This window comes from Asticcacaulis benevestitus DSM 16100 = ATCC BAA-896, assembly GCF_000376105.1.
GTDB classification, from domain to species: domain Bacteria; phylum Pseudomonadota; class Alphaproteobacteria; order Caulobacterales; family Caulobacteraceae; genus Asticcacaulis; species Asticcacaulis benevestitus.
Window position 1 is genome coordinate 1 of sequence record NZ_AQWM01000029.1, and the last position, 22,020, is coordinate 22,020.

Sequence of the window (22,020 nt, forward strand, 5' to 3'; positions counted from 1 at the left end):
CGATCTCTCGCGAAAAAAATCGTTTTCTATCGTCAACCGTCCGATCTTGGCATGGAGCTCGTCGAGCTTGGTTTTATCGGCCGCCTCGCTTTTTGCAGCCTTCTTGTCGCCCTCAAACAGGGCAGCCATGCCGTCCTGGGCTGCCTTCTTCCAGGTATTGATCTGGCTCGGGTGGACGCCGTACTTACTGGCCAGTTCAGACACCGTGCCTTCCTCACGAAGGGCAGCCATCGCCACCTTCGCCTTAAACTCAGGACTGTGTTTCTTGCGGATATACTTCATTTAAACCCCTTGGCCGGTGGCCACTATAGGGGCAAGATTATATCTAAGCCAGCTGTCCAGTTTTCGGGGACCACCTCACAGTGTAGTTTTCCCGACTCCATTTTCCCCAAGTATCAAGTTCCAGCGAGCAGGGCGGCCGTTGATATCAACGAGTCGTAAACTCTGCTCAGTTTTGAATGCGCGGACATTTCCTAAAGATAATTCGGTGAAATAGAAATTGTCCGGATAATCGGTCATGGTAGCCTCTAAACATTTTCTGGCACATGAGTCTCCTCATCCCATTTCGCCAACATAGTGCCCGAACTGCAAGCAAAAGCAAGCAACCGCAGCAACCGTCGACTGAGATGCATAGGTTTATGATCCTGAGAAGCGACAGCGCGCCACTTGCTGACATTGGACCAGTTACGAGGTCCCAATTGTCGGAAATAGGACAAATATTTAGAGGCACCAAGGAAACATGTACGAGGGAGTTTGCACAAATCCTCGCCTTTTCTGAACATTTGGACTGGACTGGTGACTGTGTTGCCCCTGAGGACCGGATTGGCTCGTAAGCCTATTGCGGCGGAAAAAGTTGCGTCACAGAACGTTCGGGCCGGTTGAGTTTGCTTTTGTTTTACAATTTCTTGTGGAACTGGCAAAAGCATTCTAACTATTTCAAAAGGATGCGAGTCGTCCGACGGGGATAATGTAAAGTGAACAATCATGTCCAAGACGACATTCGATTCATCTATGATCATGAAACCAAGGTTGACCTTCTTAATAACGAAGCTCTGGCCAAGACAATCGTATCGCTAATAAAACGAAAGAGCGACCGGCCGATAACAATTGGCGTGCACGGCGATTGGGGAGCCGGCAAATCCAGTGTCCTTGAAATGATCGATAATGCATTTAGCAGCGACTCCGGTGTGCTTTGTATCAAGTTCAACGGCTGGCAATTTCAGGGGTTTGAAGACGCTAAGATTGCGGTGATTGAAGGTATCGTCACTGAACTGATTGCAAGTCGCTCACTTTGGATAACCGCAACCGAAGAAGTGAAGCAGATCTGGCGTCGAATAGATTGGCTGAAGGTAGCGAAAAAAGGAGGCGGGCTCGCTTTCACGGCCTTCACTGGCCTTCCGAGTCCAGACTTGCTCAAAAGCGCTATTGATACCGTTCGAGATGTGCTCGCCGACCCTAAGACAATCGCGACCAAAGAAAATGCCGAAAAGGCATCATACTTATTTTCCGGGCTGTTGAGAGATGACGTTGAGACGAGGAATGTCCCGCAAGAAATTCGAGAGTTCCGGAAGGCGTTTGCAGAGCTTCTGAAGAAAGCGGAAATCGACCGCTTGGTTGTCCTCATAGATGATCTTGACCGGTGCTTGCCCGAGACCGCCATCGAAACCCTGGAAGCCATCCGATTATTTGTGTCTCTACCTCAAACCGCGTTTGTGGTAGGCGCCGACGAATCGATGATCGAGTACTCGGTCCGAAAACATTTTCCAGATCTGCCAGAAGCAACGAATTCCCAAGGTTACGCTCGAAGTTACCTTGAAAAGCTAATTCAGGTCCCGATGCGTATCCCGTCGCTCGGCGAAACGGAAACGCGCATCTACATTACGCTGCTTCTGATTGGCACTATTATCGGGGAAGACTCGTCAGACTTTGAGACCTTATTGGGGTACGCGCGCGCGGCCCTTCAGCGACCTTGGGAGGGTAAGGGCATCGAGCTTGAAGACATCAGGCTTGCCTTGGGCGAGAAGTTCGACGCTGCAATGCCTGCCATTACCCTTGCCGAACAAATTACGCCTGTGCTCGCAGCAGGCACCAAAGGAAATCCGCGCCAGATAAAGCGATTTTTGAATGCGCTCAGTCTCAGAATGGCTGTAGCGGAGGCGCGGGGCTTTGAGACGGCAATTAGCATCGATCATCTAGCAAAGCTCATGTTGGCGGAGCTCTTCCTGCCAGCGTCGGTCTTCGAGCATATAGCGACCTCAGTGGCAGTTTCCGAAGATGGTACATGTAACGAGCTAAAAATCATGGAACAGGCTTCGGGGCCTGCACCAGGAAATGCCTCCGACAAAAAGGAGTTAGTGTTATCCGGCTCACCGCCAGACGGGTCTGACGATGGAACCGTACTGAATGACTGGAAGGCGCGCGCCGAAGTGGTCAAGTGGGCGGGCATCGAACCGAAGCTTAGTAAAGTTTCGCTTAAACCGTACCTGTTCGTGATCAAGGACCGAAAGAATTTTCTGGGTGCAGGTGCGCCGCTGTCGGGCACTTTGATGCGCTTACTAGACAAACTATCCGGCGGTGAGGCGAATGCGAGGAGTGTCGCAGCCGACCTGAAAAATTTAAGCGCAATGGATATCGATATTTTGTTCCAGCAGCTTCAAAGCCGCATGCTGGCGTCGTCATCCCTTGCCACTAAACCACCCATTATGTTCGGTGTAAGTGAACTGGTTAAGGCACACTCCGCCGGATTGCAAATGCGATATGTTGAGCTGCTGGATGCGCTACCCGTTACGTCTCTCGGCATGTGGGCGGCGACGGGGCACAACAATTTGGTGTCAAATGCCGCAGCAATTGCCAGACTTGAAGCGGTCAAACTCAAATGGGCGACCCATGGCGGGAATACCCTGAAGGCCACTCTTTCAGCTGAAAAATCGACCGGAAAGAAAAAATAATGGGCACCTCTACGTCCTTCGGCGGGGGAAAAGACCGCAACCCACTCATCCCGTCTTGGGTTGATGACGATATGTCGCCAACTGATGCTGCCCCGGACGCCCAGCCGTCCTCGCCGGAGCCCGATGGCGGCGAGGATGGAGGGAGTGATGGAAGTGACGAAACCGGCGACCAAGGGAATGAGGACCAAGCAAACCCTGAAGCGGGTAACGGGGGTGAAGACACCGACGGATCTGCGGATACAGGGGATAAGTCGACAGCGGGTCGCCACCGGGGAGCAAGAGGCGGGTTTACCTCGTTTGCTAAGTCGGGCGGGAGTTCTGGGCGTGCGCTTGGCCGGGCAATAGCATCGTATGTGCGAAAAACGGCCGGGGGGTCGCGTAACGCAGCCCGGCGAATGGCTACAGAGCGGTCCGCCGCGGTTCGGCTGGCAAACTTGCTCTCCGATGCTAGCACTTCCGGGATACGTGAAGTCGCGCGGATCTTGGAACTAAGCACGCTGGCCAATCGGCCTGTACTCGAAATCTACGCTGCATTGGTTGATGTTGTCTGCGGTACTGGTGGCCAACTCGATGACTCTATCGCCCGCGACGCCTACATCAACGCCGTAGGTGAGATTGCGGAGATCGACGGGACCGCCTTGGAACATCCGTCGATTGAAACCGTCGGCCTGATTATGGAGCATTTCATCACCAATACGATTTGCGATAGGCTGATGAACGCAATTGCCACTCAGATCGTCACTTTGCCCCAGGACATCGAAACGGTCCAGGATATCGAACGGCAAATGAAAGATTTCGTCCGTGGCGCTGTCTCGGATGCCGTCGCAGATCAAGGAACGACCTTCTTATCGGATCAGATGAAGGAAACCGTAGATTCCCTCTACGAGCGTACATTTTCGATTCTCCATGCTCTTGCGGAAGAGAAGGCAAAGTCATGACGACATACATTTTGGCGGGTCATATGGGACCGCTTACCAAACCCACACCAGACCTATTTTCAGATCCCGATAGCCGGTTCGGCACCTTGGATATAATTCCAGGAAAACGAGCCATGAGTTGCGGTATCAGCAGTGCCATGCGTCAGTTGGCGGACCTAAACATTTTTCCTAGTGAAGTTGCACTCGACCTGCTTGTCTTGGCGGTCATGGTTCAGGCGGCTGACACTCGGCTCAACCGGATTGATACGGCTCAGGATTCCTGGACGAGAGAAATAAAGCTCATTGTGCCCGTTTCCGACCCTAAGCTCTGGACGGAGAGCGCCGCAGTTCTACGCGAAATGTTGAACTTCTTGACAGGCGATTTCTGGTCGTTTGAGTTCAGAGTTAGGCCTCACCATTTCAAGCTGCTCGTCAGAAAAACCGACAAAAAGCCAAAAACCTACAACGGAGTGTCGTTGTTTTCCGGGGGACTTGACAGTCTCATTGGCGCCATTGACGAGCTTAAAAAAAATGCCATCGATGCACCGTTCTTTGTTAGTCATGCCGGTGAGGCAGCCGTAAGCAGCCCGCAGACGGCCGTCTTTGCGGCGCTAGAAAAAAAGCATGCTCAAAGGGCACTGCACAGGCTGCGTTTTCCGTCAGCTAGGTTTCCTCAGAATATATTTCCTGAAATCCGCCTGGAGAACTCAACACGGGGCCGGTCATTTCTGTTTTTCGCGCTGGCGGCGTTAGCTGGGAGCGGGCTGGGAAGCAAGTTTGATCTTCGGGTGCCTGAGAATGGCCTGATTGCTTTGAATGTCCCTCTCGACGGCACGCGCCTGGGGTCCTTGAGCACTCGGACGACACACCCCTTTTACATCCATCGCTGGAACCAGTTACTCAAACAGCTCGGCATAGAAGGACAGCTGATAAACCCGTACTGGAACCAGACAAAAGGCGAAATGGCTGACAAGTGCCAGGACCGCGCCTTCCTTCAGTCAATTCTGCCACTGTCGGTCTCCTGTGCTCATCCGTCGGCCGATCGCTACAAAGGTGGCGGGAATTCTCACTGCGGACATTGCGTGCCGTGCGTCATACGACGCGCAGCTACCTTTAGAGCGTGGGGCGCAGGAGGAGATCAGGCTAGCTACAGATTGAATAATCTCACTGGTCAGCCATTGGTTTCCACAAAGGCTGAGGGCATCCAGATCAGAGCATTCCAGTATGCCATCGCGCATTTGGCCAAACATCCAGGCTTCGAAAATATTGCAATTCATAAACCCGGTTCACTGGCTGAAGATATTGAGCGCCTTCCAGATCTGGCCGCTATGTACAAACGTGGTATGGATGAGGTGTCTGCGGTGTTGAAGGGCGTCGTCACGGCACCTTAGTATTCTAGCATTGGAGCCCTTGTGCCCGTGAATTTGGTCGATTTTCATTGTCATCTGGATTTGTTCCCCGAGTTTCCTGACTTGGTGGCGGAGTGTGAACGTCGAAAAATATACACTCTTACGGTCACGACGACGCCGAGGGCATGGAAGCGAAACTTCGACCTAACACAGTCGCTAAAATTTGTTCGCGCTGCGTTAGGCTTGCACCCACAACTTGTGGCGCAGCATCACGCCGAGCTGGATTTGTTCTGCGCCCTGCTGCCGGCCGCGATCTACGTGGGTGAAATTGGGATCGACGGATCTCGCGAATATGCGCCAAGCCTTCCCCTCCAGAGGAGGGTTTTCGACCAGATTCTCGGAGCATGTGCAGCCAACGGCGGCCGCGTTATGAGCATTCATTCGCGTGGAGCGGTTACGGAGGTTTTGGATAGCATCGAACAGAACAGCTCTGGCGGCACAGCGATTCTACATTGGTTCTCTGGAACGCCCCGGCAGCTAGAGAGGGCTGTTGAATTAGGTTGCTGCTTCAGTGTTGGGCCCAAAATGCTGCAAGGCGCTAAGGGAATAGATTTAGTTGGGAGAATGCCTCAAACCCGCATTCTGACTGAAACCGATGGACCGTTTGCACGTGACGACAATGGCCCACTCTATCCTTGGGCGGCGGAAACCGCTATTTCTGAACTTGCCAAGATTTGGAAACTTGATGCCATGGAAACCCGTGAACAAATTTGCAAAAATCTGAGTAGTCTGATCAACCAAAAACAAAACTGAAACCAAGGCCATTTGTTGGGCGGGTCAAGAAACTTGTTTCGAACTTGCGGCACGTCATTCCGTCGGAGACGCAATACGAATCCATAGCCATTTCAATACTCAGAAGGATTGCTCGATCAGATGACTTGCGTGCAACAATAGTACGAGATCGACCTTATTTTGCGATACCGTTTCTTCGAATAAGTTCCTGGCATAGGCGCGATTTCGGTGACCCGTATTTCAGAGACTTAGCCGTCGACCAGTCAAGCATCCTTTATCAGGAAATGAAATTGGCGCTCGGCACGTCATTCACCGAGGGCTTCCATCTGGAACCCGCCAATCAACTGCAGACCTTTCTTTTCAAAAACTGCCAAATGGCGATCGACCTGGGTGTGTGGCAGCCCATTGGCAATTACGTTCTTGAAGAACTTCGGGGCGATCATACTGACAACTATATCAAGAAGCTTAATCGCCCGCATAGCCAAGCACTCGAGGAGCGGGATCTTATGTTCATGGCCATTCAGTTCTTCGACATTATGGTCCGGCGCGCCGCATACCAGGGCGTCCGTGACAATATGTGGCTTGCCTATATGCAATATTTCGTGGCCGAGATCGATAAGACAGCGGTTATAGATCCGGAGGAAGCCGATGAGGAATTCCCGACATATGGATCCCGCTGCATCTATGAGATTTTCCATATTCTTGGCACGTGGGTCAATCTCGTGAAAAGCCTGTCGGCGGCCTCCCTCCATTTGAAGCTCGATCCGGAGCACCGCTACAGTATCCCGGCGTCCGCTGCACGAGCAATTGGTGTCTCTCTAAAGACGATAATGAGGTCAGAGCGGCTTCCGGGCACTTTCAAAGGCTACATGCTGAGGTGCGTTCTGGGTGATGTCAAAGGCCTTCAGCAGACGGGCGTACAGGCGGAAATGCGTGCGCTACTGATCGAACAGATTGTATATGGCGGAGATCAAATCCGAACTGCGGAACATACACATAATCTCATTTTGGGGCTGAGCGACCTAGATGGAATGCTCCGTCATGACGTGGCTGACTTTATCGCCCAGCTGGAGAAGCCTGTCTAATGTGCGCGCTCGGAGCGACCATTAATAGAGGGCAGCGACGAAACTTCCTATAGAGCAATAAAAAGTCGGATTGTGCGGGCCGAGATTAGGGCGCGATAGGACAGGCATCAAAGGATCGCGCGAAATAGTACTCGGCGCAGCCGTCGATCGTCACCTTGTTGATTTCTGCCAGGTTGGCATCGGTCACCAAGCCGTCGTCGACCGATGCCGCAAGTGCGATTTGGGGCGTGAGGGGAATAATTGTATGGGTCGGAACGTCGGGAACCAGAAAATCGCCGGCAATGGGGCGCACGACTCCCCAACGGGTAATTGCGGACAGGTCCTGTGTGTAGTCGCCGATCCGTCGCTGGAGCACCAAGCCATTAAATTGACGCGCGGGCGTCTTGCCGCCTTTTCGAATGAAGAATGCATGCTTTTTTTCCAGGACTTCTTCTTGTTCCTTGGTGAGCTCGTCGCCAGAGAGGCCATTCAATTGCACCTCCTGGTCGGGCAGATCCTTGTAGCGCGCCCGCATGTACCAAAGGGCATAGAAGCGATCGACAACCTCCTTTTGCTCGGTCGGCACCGCGCTGATGGCCCCCGTGGTGATCAGCTCGACGAGCGCTTGAAACTGGTCTTCGATCGATTTCATGTAGCCAGCCTCGGCGCGTTGATCCCAAGCTCGGCGTGCGCAAAATAGCTGTTCCCGTGGGTTGGCCTGCCGCCGCAGATTTCGGACCAGATCCTGCACTTCCACCCTCCCTGCATCGTTCGAAAACCGTTCCATGCTCATCCAGGGATAGACGTGCTGGTCAATGGTCAGTCCGTATGGATTCCCCCGCCGGGGAGTTTCGAATTTAGATTTTCGTTTTGAGGGGTCCCGCAGACCGCTTGGTACCTCCTGGGCTAGAAGCACAGCCATCGCGCCCATAACGGCCGCCGCTCCATGCGAGCCGTCCTCACTCGTCACCTTAATTACCGGCATCGGCGTTCTCCAGCTCGAGGCTCTCTTCCTCCCGATCCTCATCCATGGAGCGGATCACATGACGTCGGATGTCGCCCATGTTCACCACGATACCGGAGCGGCCTAGTGCTTCTACATGATCCGCAAACAAGTGGCGGTCGGGCTGCTTGAAAATCCAAATCGAGTTATCCTTGTCGGAATATAGTAGCAGCCAGTCGTCACCATTGTCTCCAGACGAAAAATATTGCCAGATTTCGTGGGTCGAAATTACGCGATTCATGCCGTCGAAGTCCGCGGGCCTCGCAAGCATATAGGTATCGGGCTTGTAAATGTACTCGTCGGCAAGGCCGCGTTCGGTCAGCGTGCGCAGCAGGGCATAGATGCTAACGCTTCCCTGATCATGCCGGGCCCAGGTCCATCGCTTAGAGTAAAGCTCCCGTGCCGGGGTGTCTCGGCCGTAGAATGGTGGCAGCATGCCTGCGTTGCGCCCTGGGCTGCGACGCATCCAGGTCCTGAAGGCTTCGTAGTCCATGCCGATGATCTCGGCGGTGCGGCGAGTAGATACAGATTGGGTCATGGGAACCGATTTAACACAGATGTGCCATCGCGTCAATAATTGGGTCTCGTGACACAATTGCAGCGGTCCGCAAAACATACGAAATTGGCGAGAGGATTGGTGTTGTCGTAGCGATAGCCGCTCTCAAAACAGCACTTGTATTTTGGGCGGAAAATGATCACAATTTCCGCATTTCAAAACAAATTTCCCATAATTACTATTATGCGGCGTTTGGCAACCCATTGAAATCAATGCACTATCTTCTTAAGATTAACCACTCTTCAAGGGAATTGGCAATGGCTATTGCAGTTTTGAGACGTTTGGATTAATCTAAAAACATGGCTAGGCTTTACGAGCTGGATGTCCAGCCGGGCCTATTTGGTGATGTCTGCCTGACACGGCATTGGGGTCGAATTGGGACTCACGGCCAAACCAAAGAATATTGGTATCCCAACGAGCCCATAGCTGACGAGCTCGCCAACAAGCTTCTCAAACGAAAGGCGCGACGTGGATATTTGTCGGTCGCCCCTTCCCCCGTTTCACTTGGTCACAAAACGAGCGGCACTGAGGTGCCGACTAGCCAATTAGTGAACAACTTCAATGTGATCATGCGGATTTTGGATTTTGCGATCAATGCGAGAAGCGAACTCAACAATGCCTGAGGTGCAAAAAGATAAACCCTACGAGTATAACAATGCAACATGCCTGAGCTGTGGCAAAAAATACATTTCGAGTTAGGGGACAAGGATTGGTTTCGCAAATAGAGGGTGTCGGGATTTCTTACCCTCGTTCGTGAGGTTTAATGTTTGACGAGCCCGCGAACACGAGCCACAAGCTCTTCCTCTAATGTAGACGTATCGGCTAAAACCTGAGTGGCCCGTTTGCGTGCCTCCTCATCGTCGCCATGATGGGCCCAATAGATTGCAGACGCCGCCAGTTGCCTCGGAGTGCGCAACTCGCGCTCCCCGCACAACTCTCTAATTCTGATTCGACATGCGTCTGCGGCCTCGACACTGCCGAGCTCCAGCGCGAGAATCTCCAGCTCGATAATTTGTTCGGCGAGCTCGGACGGGTCGACGGCATAACGTTCGAATTCATCTGCCGCATGCGCTTTGGCATCTAAGGCTTCCGGATACTTACCACAATGATAGGCCGCATTTGCCGCGAGGGACCAGGCGTGCGCCACATACCCTTCATTGGCAGGGCGAAGCTGCTTCAGGGCCGCAGTCACTTCATTATAAGCGCCCTCATAGTCTCTATCGGCATATCGAAATTCAGCGTCCACCCATCTGGCAATACCGACACCGTGCTCATAACCGGCATTCTCAGACGCTTCCCTGAGCTTAGCGGTTGCGACTTTTGCCCGATCACTGTCCCCAACCTGAAATGCAATGATGGCTCCTAGGGCCAAGGCTTCGAGATATAGGACGCTACTCGGGGCGGACTCCGCCGCTCGCTCGGCCTGTAGCCTATAGGTTTCCGCGAGAGAGACATCACGGACCGACGACAGCAGGCGGGCATAGGTCAGAAGCCCCTGGTTATAATAAAGACTCATGCCGCGAAGTTTTGGCAAGGCTTCGGCGCAATAGCTTAGGGCGCCTTCCATATCGCCCGAAGACGACAACAACATGGAGACCTGAAGCTGAGCTCGCCCTAACGCAAGCGGATTTCCCATCTTCTGGGCAGCGGCCAAAGCGCGTTGAACCATCTCTTCAATCCTGGAGCCTCCAGTTGTCGCGAAAACTTCAACCGCTGTCGAAGTCACAAGAAATTGCTCCCAGGTCGAATTTGGATCAGCGAGTTCATCACTCCGCCACACGGCCTCTTCCGCAGCCGCAAAATCGTGCAGGTGCACAAGTATGGTCGCCTTGATGAGCGCGATTGTGACCCGGTCTCGGCGGCGAGAATGCCTTTCTGCAATCTTATCCAGGCGATCAATTAGAGAAATGGAAGGCATTGCAGAAGCCCCACTGGGGCCAACTAGTGACAGGGCCTGGATGATGTCCGTCAATTGTTGCGAGACGTCTTGGACGACCTCGCCGCTTTCCATTAAGATGATGATGCGTTCCACGTCTTCCTCGATCGAAACGCTACTGCCATCAAAATAGCGGGTGCCAAACTCGTCAAGCAGTTTTCTGCCTTCTAGCGGCGCATACTTGTGCCCGACAAGCGTGTCGATCCGGAGCACCTCTTCGGACATAATACTTCGCGCCTGTTGGCCGGCTTCCCCACCTTGCGCCAGCTCAGCCATTAGCGGTCGCCACCTCGTTAGCCAGGCTTCACAACAGTCGAGAAGGTCAAATTCCGAAAGCACGAGGGATACACCACTGACAATTTGCGCAGCGGCGAGAACGGCGCCCCTGGCCACTGCGATTTGCGCAGCTGCAGCACACGCGGGTAGGTTCAAAAGCGCAGCCAGCCAAACCATCTTTAAATGGCTTACACTTAACTCATCACGGTTGACGGTGGGTTCTATGCCCTGGGTACTTTCGCGAAAGCGATCAGTAAGATATTTTTCTTCCCGAGATATCGAGGCATAAGCGCGCACATGGGTCTGGAAGTCCACAAAACCGTCGAGTTCTGTTTCCGTCCAGATGTCTAGGGGCCGCAAGGCTCGCAGAAGGGCCGCATGATTGGGCGCCATAAGCCAGCTTAGACCGTCGGTAAGAGCCAGATTATGTTTGCCCAATTCTGAGAACTTCCAGAGATATCCGCTTGCACATTCCTCGCGCTTTGGGCTTTCGTCGGGTTCCTCTGGAAGTAACACGGCGGCGAGCACGTATCTTGAATCTGAGCCAAATCCCCAGCCCATCAGAGGGTCCGCTTTACCAAACACCTCTAACTCGCTCTCTGAAAAGAAAAAATCTCTGGCGACTTCAGGCGTAGGGGACACAAACGACCAGAGCAAATTCTCTGCACCTACTCCAGCTTTTATTGCGTCACCGGCCCACTGCAGCAAGCACGGGTGCCCACGCACAGCTATGATAAGCATGCACTGCCAAGGACCGTCTGATCCGGCCGGCCCGAAAAAATACGTACGCACGGCTTCGAGTTCTGCGCGCCCTCGCGCTCCGGCACCGCCCAGTCCACCCAGCACTTGGACATAGGCCGAAGCGCGCAGAGCGACCGGAAAAATGGGGACTGTCCTGCCGGCAAACAGCCAGCGTAGACCTGTGGAAAACCGCGCCCTTACGAATTCAAAGAAACGTTGCCACGTCTCATCCGATTGGTCTCGCCAGGCTTCGACATTATCGACGATGACAATGCCGCTCCACAACAGGCCTGGGTCGCCAAGCGCTTCAACAAGGGCCAGGGGACCGGCGTACTGCCGGGCATCGAAGAGTCTAGGTTGAACCTCATCACCTGAACGGACCGAACGCAGCCAGCCATAGTAACTTAGAAATTGCGTCTTTCCGCTTTGGGGTGGAGCGGCATAGACAAATACCGGATAGCGATCGAAAGTCTTGTCGACGGCATGACATTCACCATCCCGAATGTAGCCGGCAGGCGGTGCTGGGAGCGTTGTGGTAGGCGGCGAGTCGAAGGTGATCTGGCGTGATTGGAAATAGACAGGGGCCGCCCAGGTGAAGCTGGATGGCAGCGACTCCGACAGGCACCGCCGGGCGATCTGGACAGCTTCGGCAACGGCTGCACCGTTATGTAGCGCTTCGATCATGCCAACGGTGAATATGCCGGCGGCCTGCGGCGTGATATTCAGGTTCATGCCAATGGCTTCGCAGGCACAGAGACCCGCGAGATCGCGGGCAAATGACGACGCCAGCTCCGTGGCCTCAGGCTCCGACGCCGTACGGCAGGCGGCCAGAAGAATCAAAGGGGGTGGCGCCTTGCCGAGCAGACTGAGGAATGTGTTTGCCGTCACCATGGCAGGGCGTCTCAGCCGGGTTTCAAGAGCTATTTCAGCCGGCACGCCTGTGCGGCTTCGCCCATGCCCATCGAAGACGAGCACCGTGTAGGGCGCCCCTTCCGCCTCGGCCTTTTCTATGCACTGTCTTATGCTCTGCTGACGCGCCGACACGAGATGCGTCACGTTGACCCCGAGCTTCGCAGCCATGGCGAGCAAGGGGTGGGCAACGGACAGATACGGCGCGTCGGTTTCATCGAACGGCCGCGCCGTAATCAGTAAAACCTTCAATGCCAAACGCAGGGGCGATTTCACTTCCGCAATGCTTAGCGTTAGGGATTGCAGGTCCAGGCCCGCCCAGCGACCTGCCGGAGACCGCAGAAGCGCCAGGGCCAGCGTGCTGGCACCCTCGGAAACCTCCAGATTGAGAGATACGCCCTCCCCTTCCACACCCTGCTTTATGGCGTCCGGGGCGTTCTCAAACAGGCTGGCCCAGAGCGCGTGACCGGCCGACGCCGCTTTACCTTGAGCCGACTCCTGGAAGGCAGCCAGTCTTTGTGCCTCCTCAGGCTCCTCAATCGTCCAGGCAATCTCACGCAGGGTCGAGTTCTCCGGCCACGCGGGTGTGACAGGCCAGGTAACCGGGCCATTGGACATCTCCCAGCCTGCACTACTTCGGGCGAGCTTGAGCCTCAGGTGGTGGACCGGCTGATCAGCCATTTGTTGACTTCCGCCTGCAATTGCTTGGCGATAAGACGGTCCTCTTGCCCAAGGTCGCCTATCGCATCCTCCAGAACCACATTGATGGTGATAATATCGGCATTGATGATCACTTGTGGCGCAGCGGCTGCCGCCGTCGGTGGCGCGCCGTTCGGCTGCTTCAGCTGTATGTAGGTCATGACCGTACCGATCATACTCACAAGCAGACTGGCTATCGATGACATCGCGGATAGATCGCCCAGCATATCCATTTGACGGGCTGGGCCCGACCGATCTCCGCCCCTTAACGCGGCTTGAACATGCTCGACCAAGGTATCGCCGTAATGGGCTTCCAGCTCGGAGGCACAATCGACGCACAATCGTTCCAGGTTCGAACTATCCACCGGTCTCCCCCAATCCCAAACGGCACAAACCTACCAGTCATTGTTGAATACACGTCACCCTAACGTTGAGCAAGCACCTTCGTTAAAATCGAAATTGGAGGGACTTGTTGGTCCGCAGCATACAAGACTATGCCCACTGATGCCGCAATCCACCGTATCCCCTCATTGAAAGAAGTCGATTCAAACCCTGTAGTCAACACATTCGGCCCTCACCGCCTCGTACACTATTTCTTTTGAGCGTCTGAAGACGTTTCTGCCTGGGCGGCTTCCTGGCCCAACTCACATTGATATATGTGGTCAGGCCCGGTGTTCATACATTTGGTGACGACAATAGAGGTCGCGTCCTTCTTATATTTGTTGAATATTTTGAACTCCGCGAGCACTTTGTTCGCCATTGCCTTAATAGCTCCTTCGTCGGGTGCAACGTAGACCTGTTCGGTCGAGATTGGTTTCGTGCCGATGCTGGTGATGATGCTTTTCAGGTGCTCACCCGCTAAGGCATATTGGCGCGGTAGATCGGCAAGGTTACTGCTAGCGGCCGCTGGCGTTTTGCTCTGGTCGAGCGGTTTAACAGTCCTGGTCTCACGCAAAACAATCAGATCGCGCTGGGTGCGATGGTCCAGCTTCGGATTGTTATATTGGCTGACATCTATGATCTTTGATTTGAGGGCTTTGCCGACGACGAGTTTGATGATCGGGCCGGTCCACTGCCTATTTGTATCGTGCACCCTTATGGCCAATGTGTCGGCACGGCTTTGCGCGCGCTTTTCTTCTATATCCGGATTGCCTTCCTGTGAGGCTACCCCGACGACGGCCACAAAGGTCGTCTTCTCGTCGAGCGGTTCAGTAGGTTCGCAGGTCAGCAAACTATGCTCGATCATGTCAAACGAAGAGGTTTTCCCAAACGACCAATTGGCGCGCGGTACGCCTGACCCCGTCGCACATGACAACTGAAGTTCGGACATGGCCGGAGCAAATTCAGGTTTTACAGGCGGCGCCGGGATTGCAGGCAAGAGAAGGCTGATCGAGCAAAAAGCAACCAAGAGCCCGGCGGCGATGAGCCCCATCGCCCGCGGTGACGTGGCATGGAAGAACCCAGTCTTCTCAGAGGGTGCCAATGTGAGTTTTATAGCGCGCATGGCTTGCGCCATTGGAATGATCGCCAGCACCACAAGTAGGAAGCCAACACGCACCCAATTGACCGAACCAATGCCGGTCATTTCGCCATGGCCAACCTCAATGGCAGGGGCAATGAAAAACATGTTCAGTGTCAGCAGAACGATCATGAGCCCGCTGAAGAATTCGGCCAGATCGCTTGCCGGTTCAATCGTCTTGGTAATTGTGCGGGTTTCGAATATGCCCCACACCGGCACGTCCACTGACCCTGGCTTGCCAGGCAGCTTACAGAAAGCGAGAAACTCCTTTGCCAGCTTCAATTGCGCTTCGATCTCTTTAATCGCCACGAGGATAGCGGCAAGCTCATCTTTCAGAGCTGCCGCCTTAGACTTGAGGGATATGATCTCTTTTTCGAGCTGGAGGATTTCCGTCTTGGCCTTGGCTGCCAGCGCACGCCACCCAGCGTTATAACGCCCCGATTCCAGGTCAACCTCACCGAGGAAGTTCACTGAATCTATTCGCAGAGACTCTGCGCCATCAGTTACGAATGCCTGAGATTTCAAAGAATTGGACAGGTCACCCGCACTATCGACTAGCGCATTGAACTCATCAGCGATTGTCTCAAAGGCCGCGACCTCCTTACCTAACGCTCCCCATCGGTCAGTCTTTTCGTCGATCGAGGCCTCGGTCTCGTCAATCTCAGTAAGAAGCTCGGCCTTCCGGTTGAGGTGTTCCTTTAATAACTCCTCCAGTTCGACAACCTTGTCTTCAACCTGCTTGCAATCTTTCTCCGTCGCCGGAACGCTTCTGGTTTCCAAATGCAGAAACTCTTTAGTTTTCCTTGTCAGCTCGGACTCAGTGATATCGCCAAACTTTTTACGCGCCGCCTTCATGACTTTGTTCCGGGCGAACGGCACAGAAATGACCACTGCCAGTCCCGCGCAAAGGAAGACGAAATACCAAAAATAGGGCGGAGCGACTGTCAGTTGGCTAAGCAGTATCCGAACGATATTGGATTTTTCTTCCATCAGACTTTGCGATGGGACTTTCTCGACCGCTTCGGCAACCTCGAACGCTTCGAAAATCAGAAACAGGCCGTAGGTAACAACCACTCCAATGCCAAATTCGACAATCGGCGCCTGCGAAAGCGCCAGCCGAAGGCTAAACCAGGCCGGTTCCTTACCATTCTTCCCAACCGTGTTCGACGATTGCACCTTGTCCCAGGACGCGATCACCGATGACAAGAGAATGGAGCCCAAAATGGCAATAAACCATTCAAGTGGCCAGTACGGAGCAAATTTCGCAATGCCGTGCTTGAAACACCAGACGCTCAAGGCAAAGCAGACGATTGTAGCGATGAGCCATCCGGTTGCGACCAGAAACGAAAGCCTGGGGCCTGTCGGCATCCCAGACTTGGGTGCCACCTCTTCGTCCATCAAATTTTCGGATTTAAAATTGCTGCCGTCAGCCATGTCGCCCCCCTTAGTAAGACCCCGTTAACCAAGGAGCATCGTTGGAGCTTATCCACAAGCCAAAACACGCGCTAAGCGTCCAAAAAGCGGCACTTCACCCCTTGGCTGTGGCAATGGGGTAACGGCTGTTAGAGGAGGTAGTAGCATCTGTTTCTGAAAACGACTTATCACGATAAACCGTGAAGATCGGGTCGACGTTGGAGTTCTTGATACACTGTTGAGTGGATAAGGCCGACATGTTTCGTGCCCCCACAGGGCCCTCATGCCATTGGTCAGTAAGCGCTTGATCATGAGAATATGGAACTCATGTGGTCGTGCGCAACTCTAAGCGCCTGAGCGAACCGACTCAAAAGTCCTCACGCTGGCTTCAGGGCCGTTTCTTAGCAAGTCCGATCACCTAAGTACCTGTTGTGATAAGCTCGAAAGTTAAGCAGACTAAGCCATAAAATCGGAGACGTGCAGGTTGCGAAATAACGTTCGGCTATCCAAAGCGCAGATTGATCAATCCGCACTGGCCCTCCTGACGTTTCTGGGGCAGAACCGTCACGACCGCACATTTGAATACCCTTTTGGTTATTCCTATCCCACGAATTGTTGCGAGAGCGTGTCTCTCATCCTGACCTACCTGCTGGAGGAAAAATATAACCTCAAGACGGTGGAGATCGTAAAAGGCAAAAAGCGCCTAAAATACGAGTTCCATTACTGGGTCAGAGTCGGTGATCTGCACTACGATCTTACTGCGCATCAATTCCCGCGCCGAAAGCCCATTATTGGGGCGTTGGCGCATCCGTTATTCTTCAAGTTTCCCGATTGGGAGATCGAAAAAGGCCGAGATTTTGTCGAAAGAGATCAGGTCATAGAGGCCTACAGACATGGTGTGATACCCTTCTAACGGCTACCCGATTGTCCGTGCAAAAGGTTGGCCCAGACCGCCAGCCACGTCGGCGCGGTATTCAGACCTAAGCCCTGCCTCACGGGCGCTCTGTAGGGAATGCAATCTTAGAATAGCTGGCGCACTCCTGTCGCCGCTCAGCGGACGACCGTCAATATCGTATTGATAGGCGCCCACGTTGAAAATTGCCGAATTTTTTGGGTCTTTGCGAACCAAGCAGGGTTCGCCGTTCCCGTCCAACTCCACCCAAGCGCTATCATAAAGACGAATGCCCATTGCCTAATCCTCAGCTCATTCGGTCATTATGACCCATGGCGTCAGGAGTTTCAATTCGCGTTCTGAATAACGTGCCAGCGTCCGTGTTCCGGCTTTCAAGACGCGTTACGCGTTGTTGCTTCCAGCCCGCCCCCGCCGCTTCCCACGCAGACTATATCCACACCGTGTTATTCTCTTCATCTAATTCGGGTGCGGGTTGTTTCACGCCCCGACTCCGACCGCGCGTGTGCACCTGTATTGCCTCACCCGTCGGGATGACGTCAGCAGAGACCTCATCATTTTTTACATTGGACACGTCATTATGGGGATCGGGCTGGGTTGGCATGGCCTGCTCGGGATTACGATGTACTGGTAAAATGATGCTACGCTGCGCTGCAACAAATAACAACGCAAAGATTACCTCAGTGCTCCTTTTAGATCATACTTATCGTGAGACAAAGACGCAGACATACTGACGACATTTTTCCTAATTTTTTAAGATGGAGGGTTGCCTTATAAAACAACAGATGGCTGTCTTTGGTTGATACGAGCGTGCTACAACTCTGCGTGTTTGGTGGTCTCCGGCCTAGACGATATCTCACGCGGTTAGAGCTCTATGGCTGGTGACGGGTATGACCGGAACCCTAGAAAGGGTCTCACAAACCCGTACACCAGCCCGAATTCCAACCCGTTTGATTATGCCGCTTTCTTGCGCCGCTTCTTTTCAGTAGTCGTTGCGTCAGAGGTATTGGCCTCTACATCCTGGCTGGATTTAGTCTCGGAAACGGTCGCTATGCCGGCAAGGCGTCTCTGGATTGCGAGGTCATAGAGTGAATCCAAAACTATCCTGTCGGTAAGTTTGGGATCTTGCAACGCCGAAATGCCGGCTTTGATGACAGCCTTGTTTTTGACTTCAGGTAAAACTGTTTTCACATGATTGAATAAGGCGTCGCCAGTCAATCCGTCCAATGCGCCCTGAACCAAACTGTCATAGACTACAGTCTTCTGCGGCTTTTTATTGCCCGATTTCTTCTTATCACTCATTTGGATAGCCTTATTACCGGCCACAAATTCGTGACCACAATTCGTCAGTGTACTGCATTTATTTCAACAATTCCAGAGGGGGCGCACTTCAATAAACCCAACATAAAATCAAATAAATCAGCACTTAACATATAATAGCCTGGGCATCTTCAGCGAAATACATTCCAAGATATGCGAAATTTCTTGCGAAAACCATTCACTCGTGGCCGCAAGCTCCATATTGGGAAAATCACCCAACGACGCTGCAGCATTAACTTTCGCCACCGCATTTGTGTCACACGCACATGGTACAAAAATCATATTCATCCATTCGCTATTCTTCTACAGGTGTCACTTGGTGGCCGTAAACGCTCGCGCAACACAACTCACCACTCGACCGTCGGTCCAACAGAAACCGCTGCGCGTTCTTGTGGTCGACGATAACGTCGGAGCTGCAGAAAGCGTTTGTGCTGCAATCGAAGACTTCGGCGATGTGGTTCAATCCTGCTGCAATGGGCCGGATGCGGTTTCGGTCGCCCGAGTCTTTCGGCCCAACGTTCTGTTTCTCGATCTGGCCATGCCGGGCATGGATGGTTTCGAAGTGGCCAATTTACTGCGGAAAGATGGCACATTCGAGGGCCTAAAGATAATTGCGCAGACCGGTTTCAACGATGATGAGTTCAGACGCCGGACGGCCCATTCGGGCTTTGACCTGTGCCTTTCAAAGCCCCTCAGCCTGCACGTTCTTGACGATATGCTGATGATGCTCAGGGCTGCCGCCTGACCGCCTGAAAATATCAGGCGAGTGGATACCAGAAACCACTCCCGCTGCAGCCGGGTTTTTGCGATAACCCAGCCGTTGCCTGCCCGCAGCGGCTTTTTGCGTGCAAAGTCGAAGCGGCCAGCCCGTCGATCTTCCGATAGGCCGATTAGCCCACTTCAGCCAAATATCTCGGCCTTAATTCCCTGGGAAGTGCGAGTTCGGCCTCACGCTTTTGTCGCAGCGCCAAATCAACCAGGGGACGAACATCTGGTTTCAGCGCTATGGTCTGCGGCCTGAAGTCGCCATTGAGAAAATATGCGCTGTCGAGACTATCGTTCAGAACTAGGGACCAGACATCATCCGGCAAGCCAAGGGCTCGCTTAAGTGGGATGGAAATATATTTTTGCTGAAAGACAAATTCGGGGTTAAGGGCCATATTCTGTTCCAATGCAGCTTTGAATGGTCCTACATTTTAGCGCATTAACCAGCGTGCAAATATCACAATTGCGTTCCATGCGACGACAAAAGGGCAAGTCCGCCGACTCTATCCTGAGATCGACGGGTCTCAAGGCAATGGTCTTTTCCTACCTGAAATGGCGAGAGGGCGCGATTGGGCGCACCCACGATAAGGCCGACAGTCGCAGCTTAGCGATCGTCGACTATGACGCCAAGTTTTACAAGAGGCCGCCGATGATGCCTGGCGTTGTCCCGACCGAGATCCGCTATCCGGAGACAGTGAAAATCGCGGGTAAGGACATCTGGGATGGCAAGTCGTTCGAGGAAGCAGCAAAGTCTCAGATTCAGGCGCACAAACTCGTAGGCGAGCTTGTGTCGGGCCGCGAGCCCCTTACCCCGGATTCCCAGACTTTTGTAGATGGCTTCGCCGCCAAAACGGCTAAGCCCGTTGTTCGGTCACAAATTTAACAATACGCGATGGACACCTATCTCGTTTGCAAATCCGACTGGAAGGGCGCCGTGCCGTACGTGAAAGCGGCAATGAACGGTCCGCAGCAGAACGCCTCCTACTATATTTCTCTTGTCCAAACGCGTCAGTTGATCGGAGACTTTGCCCCAACTCTCGCCGAATTGAGTGAAGCCGAGACCAAGGCACCTCCGAGAGCGCCCCATATTCCCTTAAGGGTGGCTAGTCTCATGGGATTGAATCAACCTGTCGAGACGCTAGCTTTGGCAGAACAATGCAAGACCGAAGAAACTTTGACGATCGGCACCGCGTGCATGAATGCTGCAGGAAAGACCTATGAGGGGGAGCCTCTCCCGCCTCCGGGGTAAGTGACCGACGCTCTATCGAAGTCAAAAGAGAAGGGGTTTCTCGAAACGCTGAAGAGTGCAGCAGTAGCCGACGAAACTACAGGTGAAAAAGGCTGATTGTGTTCAGCCCACAAGTAAAATGAGGGCGCTGCTCCAAATTTAAAAGGCCGTTCCTACTGGCGATTTTATTTTACTAAACTGGCATTCCGCCGTTGCATTGATGCGGACCGCAGTGGACTCATTTTCCGCCGTATTTTCCATCAGATCGCTCAACGAATCACAGGCATTTTGCGAAATCAGAAACATATCTACTTTGTTTTGCCCGTAGTTCGCGCCCTTCGAGTTGAAACTCCGATTGTCGGTTTCCATCTGAATATTCGCTAAGTGTCTCAGATTCGAACGCCAGTTCATCAACAATCACATCCAACGCTTTTAGGTCAGCACAAGCCAAAAGTTCATCGCCCACCTGCTCGGCCCGAGCCCATTCAAATTCGAGCTCTGTAAAGAAAGTCTTAAGGTAAACGTTCTGAGCGAGCATCTCTATATTGCCCACATCGTCAGGTACATCCTTTGTGTCCGCCTTTGCGCAAAAATCAGACAGGTGTATCGCGTCTTGGGCTTGACTATCTGCAATTCCTATAAAGAGCTTTTTATAAGCACCTAGTGCTTTGCCGTTTGCGAGCCACTTGGTCAGCAGACTATAAGTGTCGCCTTTAAATGCTTTTGAAAATTGGTATTGCTCCCGAGATAACCGACAAAGTCGGCCATCATCTTGCAAATTAGCCAACATCTCTCGCTGTATCTCAAAAGTCCGCTTATAATATGGTACGGACAGAACATGAAATGCGGCTTCATCTTCTGCCGTGACTATGTCTGCAAACGCTGGCTGTAGCCCAAGCAGAAATGCGACACCTAAAGCGATCGACCAAAATAATCTCACAGCAAACTCCCAGGAATATCGGGCTTACACTATCATTACAGTGCATATGATTTGTGGCCTGTTGCCTAGCTGAAATGGAACTGCGATCCACAGTGTTTCAATGCGACCACACACCTTCAGTGAGCATAATATGTCAACAGGTTAGACGGCCTGAGCCCATAACTGTTTAAGCCACTTAAATGAACCCTCTCCCAAACAGCTTTCGTAATTCGCTTGATTGTCGCGACCGTTTTCAAGCGCGGAGGCGCATAAATCGTTGGTGAGCGCCTCAGATTCTGTGAGGTCAAAATTTGAAACATAGACCAAGGCTGTCCGTCCGGGCTTTCCATTTACTCCCTGGAAATACTGGGTAATTGGTCGCGTCCCATGCGGTGCCAATGCTTGCCGTTTCAACTCGTCCGCATGCCGGCGGTCCGGCGTGGCTCCGTGAAGACCATATTCATACACGATGGCGAGTGCGTATTGTCTACGGCCACTTTGTCGCTCCGACGGCTGTTCCAAAGCGCTCGGCGATAGGATCAATGCCTCACGCAGGATGTCCAGTGAGTTAGGTTCCCCGACTGGGTTAAACGAAACACAAGCGGAAAAAAATAGCGGAGATAGGATGCCGAGCAATAAAATTTTGGAAACGGCATTCAAAATTTGGCTCTCTTTTTCAAGCGAGATATTCATACGCGCCTTTCAAACTTAGCTAAACGCGGCCACCAGAGTGGCTTCGGGATTTCATCCAAAAGT

At 53.0% G+C, this 22,020-nt stretch carries 21 protein-coding genes; 10 read left to right on the forward strand and 11 right to left on the reverse strand.

The genetic code is table 11. The features are described 5' to 3' along the window. Window positions 1–282: IS3 family transposase (locus B060_RS0118650; protein WP_018083323.1), on the reverse strand; the 282-nt coding region annotated here is incomplete at its 3' end. A 75-nt stretch (window positions 283–357) separates the two neighbouring features. Beyond that, the gene (locus B060_RS27350) at window positions 358–519 is read right to left on the reverse strand and encodes an ABC transporter ATP-binding protein (protein ID WP_155847852.1); all 162 of its coding nucleotides are present in this window, start codon (window positions 517–519) and stop codon (window positions 358–360) included. 455 nt (window positions 520–974) lie between these two features. On the opposite strand from B060_RS27350, the gene qatA reads away from it, so the two are divergent. The 5 genes from qatA (at window position 975) to B060_RS0118675 (ending at window position 7,091) form a co-directional block, all read left to right on the forward strand. Next, window positions 975–2,948, forward strand: a complete 1,974-nt coding sequence (gene qatA, locus B060_RS0118655) for a Qat anti-phage system ATPase QatA (RefSeq protein WP_018083324.1) — start codon at window positions 975–977, stop codon at window positions 2,946–2,948. 71 nt (window positions 2,949–3,019) lie between these two features. Next, window positions 3,020–3,886, forward strand: coding sequence for a Qat anti-phage system associated protein QatB (qatB, locus tag B060_RS28345; RefSeq protein WP_330217086.1), 867 nt, complete (start codon window positions 3,020–3,022; stop codon window positions 3,884–3,886). Beyond that, window positions 3,883–5,256: a Qat anti-phage system QueC-like protein QatC gene (gene qatC / locus B060_RS0118665; protein ID WP_018083326.1), complete on the forward strand. Its 1,374-nt coding sequence runs from the start codon at window positions 3,883–3,885 to the stop codon at window positions 5,254–5,256. Before qatB ends, qatC begins: the two co-directional genes overlap by 4 nt. A 27-nt stretch (window positions 5,257–5,283) precedes the next feature. Next, window positions 5,284–6,027 (forward strand): Qat anti-phage system TatD family nuclease QatD, encoded by a 744-nt coding sequence (gene qatD / locus B060_RS25205; protein WP_018083327.1) that lies wholly within the window; start codon window positions 5,284–5,286, stop codon window positions 6,025–6,027. Between the two features lie 269 nt (window positions 6,028–6,296). Continuing rightward, window positions 6,297–7,091 carry a hypothetical protein gene (locus B060_RS0118675; protein WP_155847854.1) on the forward strand — a complete coding sequence of 265 codons (795 nt, stop codon included), beginning with the start codon at window positions 6,297–6,299 and terminating at the stop codon, window positions 7,089–7,091. 85 nt (window positions 7,092–7,176) lie between these two features. Here the strand turns inward: B060_RS0118675 and B060_RS27360 are convergent, their stop codons facing one another. Both B060_RS27360 and B060_RS0118685 read right to left on the reverse strand, forming a co-directional pair. Beyond that, complete coding sequence (locus tag B060_RS27360) at window positions 7,177–8,055, reverse strand: hypothetical protein (RefSeq protein ID WP_155847855.1); 879 nt, start codon at window positions 8,053–8,055, stop codon at window positions 7,177–7,179. Beyond that, complete coding sequence (locus tag B060_RS0118685; RefSeq protein ID WP_023447390.1) at window positions 8,042–8,611, reverse strand: hypothetical protein; 570 nt, start codon at window positions 8,609–8,611, stop codon at window positions 8,042–8,044. Before B060_RS0118685 ends, B060_RS27360 begins: the two co-directional genes overlap by 14 nt. Before the next feature lie 317 nt (window positions 8,612–8,928). Between B060_RS0118685 and B060_RS26270 the strand changes: the two genes are divergently transcribed. Further along, on the forward strand, window positions 8,929–9,252 hold the full coding sequence (locus tag B060_RS26270) for a WGR domain-containing protein (protein WP_018083331.1): 324 nt from the start codon (window positions 8,929–8,931) through the stop codon (window positions 9,250–9,252). A 137-nt stretch (window positions 9,253–9,389) separates the two neighbouring features. Here the strand turns inward: B060_RS26270 and B060_RS0118695 are convergent, their stop codons facing one another. The 3 genes from B060_RS0118695 to B060_RS0118705 form a co-directional block, all read right to left on the reverse strand. Then, window positions 9,390–13,172 (reverse strand): CHAT domain-containing protein, encoded by a 3,783-nt coding sequence (locus tag B060_RS0118695; RefSeq protein WP_018083332.1) that lies wholly within the window; start codon window positions 13,170–13,172, stop codon window positions 9,390–9,392. Then, entirely contained in the window at window positions 13,145–13,555 is a 411-nt protein-coding gene (locus tag B060_RS0118700; RefSeq protein WP_155847856.1) for a hypothetical protein, read from the reverse strand. The genes B060_RS0118695 and B060_RS0118700 overlap by 28 nt, the downstream gene beginning before the upstream one ends. A gap of 224 nt (window positions 13,556–13,779) precedes the next feature. Further along, a complete protein-coding gene (locus B060_RS0118705) occupies window positions 13,780–16,143 on the reverse strand; it encodes a hypothetical protein (protein ID WP_018083334.1) in 2,364 nt (787 codons plus the stop codon). 463 nt (window positions 16,144–16,606) lie between these two features. On the opposite strand from B060_RS0118705, the gene B060_RS0118710 reads away from it, so the two are divergent. Beyond that, entirely contained in the window at window positions 16,607–17,035 is a 429-nt protein-coding gene (locus B060_RS0118710; protein ID WP_018083335.1) for a hypothetical protein, read from the forward strand. Window positions 17,036–17,986: 951 nt separating this feature from the next. On the opposite strand, the gene B060_RS26275 is transcribed toward B060_RS0118710, so the two are convergent. Continuing rightward, the gene (locus B060_RS26275; RefSeq protein WP_018083337.1) at window positions 17,987–18,334 is read right to left on the reverse strand and encodes a hypothetical protein; all 348 of its coding nucleotides are present in this window, start codon (window positions 18,332–18,334) and stop codon (window positions 17,987–17,989) included. A gap of 337 nt (window positions 18,335–18,671) precedes the next feature. On the opposite strand from B060_RS26275, the gene B060_RS0118725 reads away from it, so the two are divergent. Further along, a complete protein-coding gene (locus B060_RS0118725; protein ID WP_031221022.1) occupies window positions 18,672–19,097 on the forward strand; it encodes a response regulator in 426 nt (141 codons plus the stop codon). A gap of 145 nt (window positions 19,098–19,242) precedes the next feature. On the opposite strand, the gene B060_RS0118730 is transcribed toward B060_RS0118725, so the two are convergent. Then, window positions 19,243–19,512 carry a hypothetical protein gene (locus tag B060_RS0118730; RefSeq protein ID WP_018083339.1) on the reverse strand — a complete coding sequence of 90 codons (270 nt, stop codon included), beginning with the start codon at window positions 19,510–19,512 and terminating at the stop codon, window positions 19,243–19,245. Window positions 19,513–19,589: 77 nt separating this feature from the next. Between B060_RS0118730 and B060_RS0118735 the strand changes: the two genes are divergently transcribed. Together B060_RS0118735 and B060_RS0118740 are read left to right on the forward strand one after the other, a co-directional pair. Further along, window positions 19,590–20,000 (forward strand): hypothetical protein, encoded by a 411-nt coding sequence (locus B060_RS0118735; RefSeq protein ID WP_155847857.1) that lies wholly within the window; start codon window positions 19,590–19,592, stop codon window positions 19,998–20,000. 9 nt (window positions 20,001–20,009) lie between these two features. Further along, window positions 20,010–20,366 carry a hypothetical protein gene (locus B060_RS0118740; RefSeq protein ID WP_018083341.1) on the forward strand — a complete coding sequence of 119 codons (357 nt, stop codon included), beginning with the start codon at window positions 20,010–20,012 and terminating at the stop codon, window positions 20,364–20,366. A 256-nt stretch (window positions 20,367–20,622) separates the two neighbouring features. Here the strand turns inward: B060_RS0118740 and B060_RS0118745 are convergent, their stop codons facing one another. Together B060_RS0118745 and B060_RS0118750 are read right to left on the reverse strand one after the other, a co-directional pair. Continuing rightward, window positions 20,623–21,285: a hypothetical protein gene (locus B060_RS0118745; protein ID WP_018083342.1), complete on the reverse strand. Its 663-nt coding sequence runs from the start codon at window positions 21,283–21,285 to the stop codon at window positions 20,623–20,625. A 141-nt stretch (window positions 21,286–21,426) separates the two neighbouring features. After that, window positions 21,427–21,957, reverse strand: a complete 531-nt coding sequence (locus tag B060_RS0118750; protein WP_018083343.1) for a hypothetical protein — start codon at window positions 21,955–21,957, stop codon at window positions 21,427–21,429. Window positions 21,958–22,020: the final 63 nt, after the last annotated feature.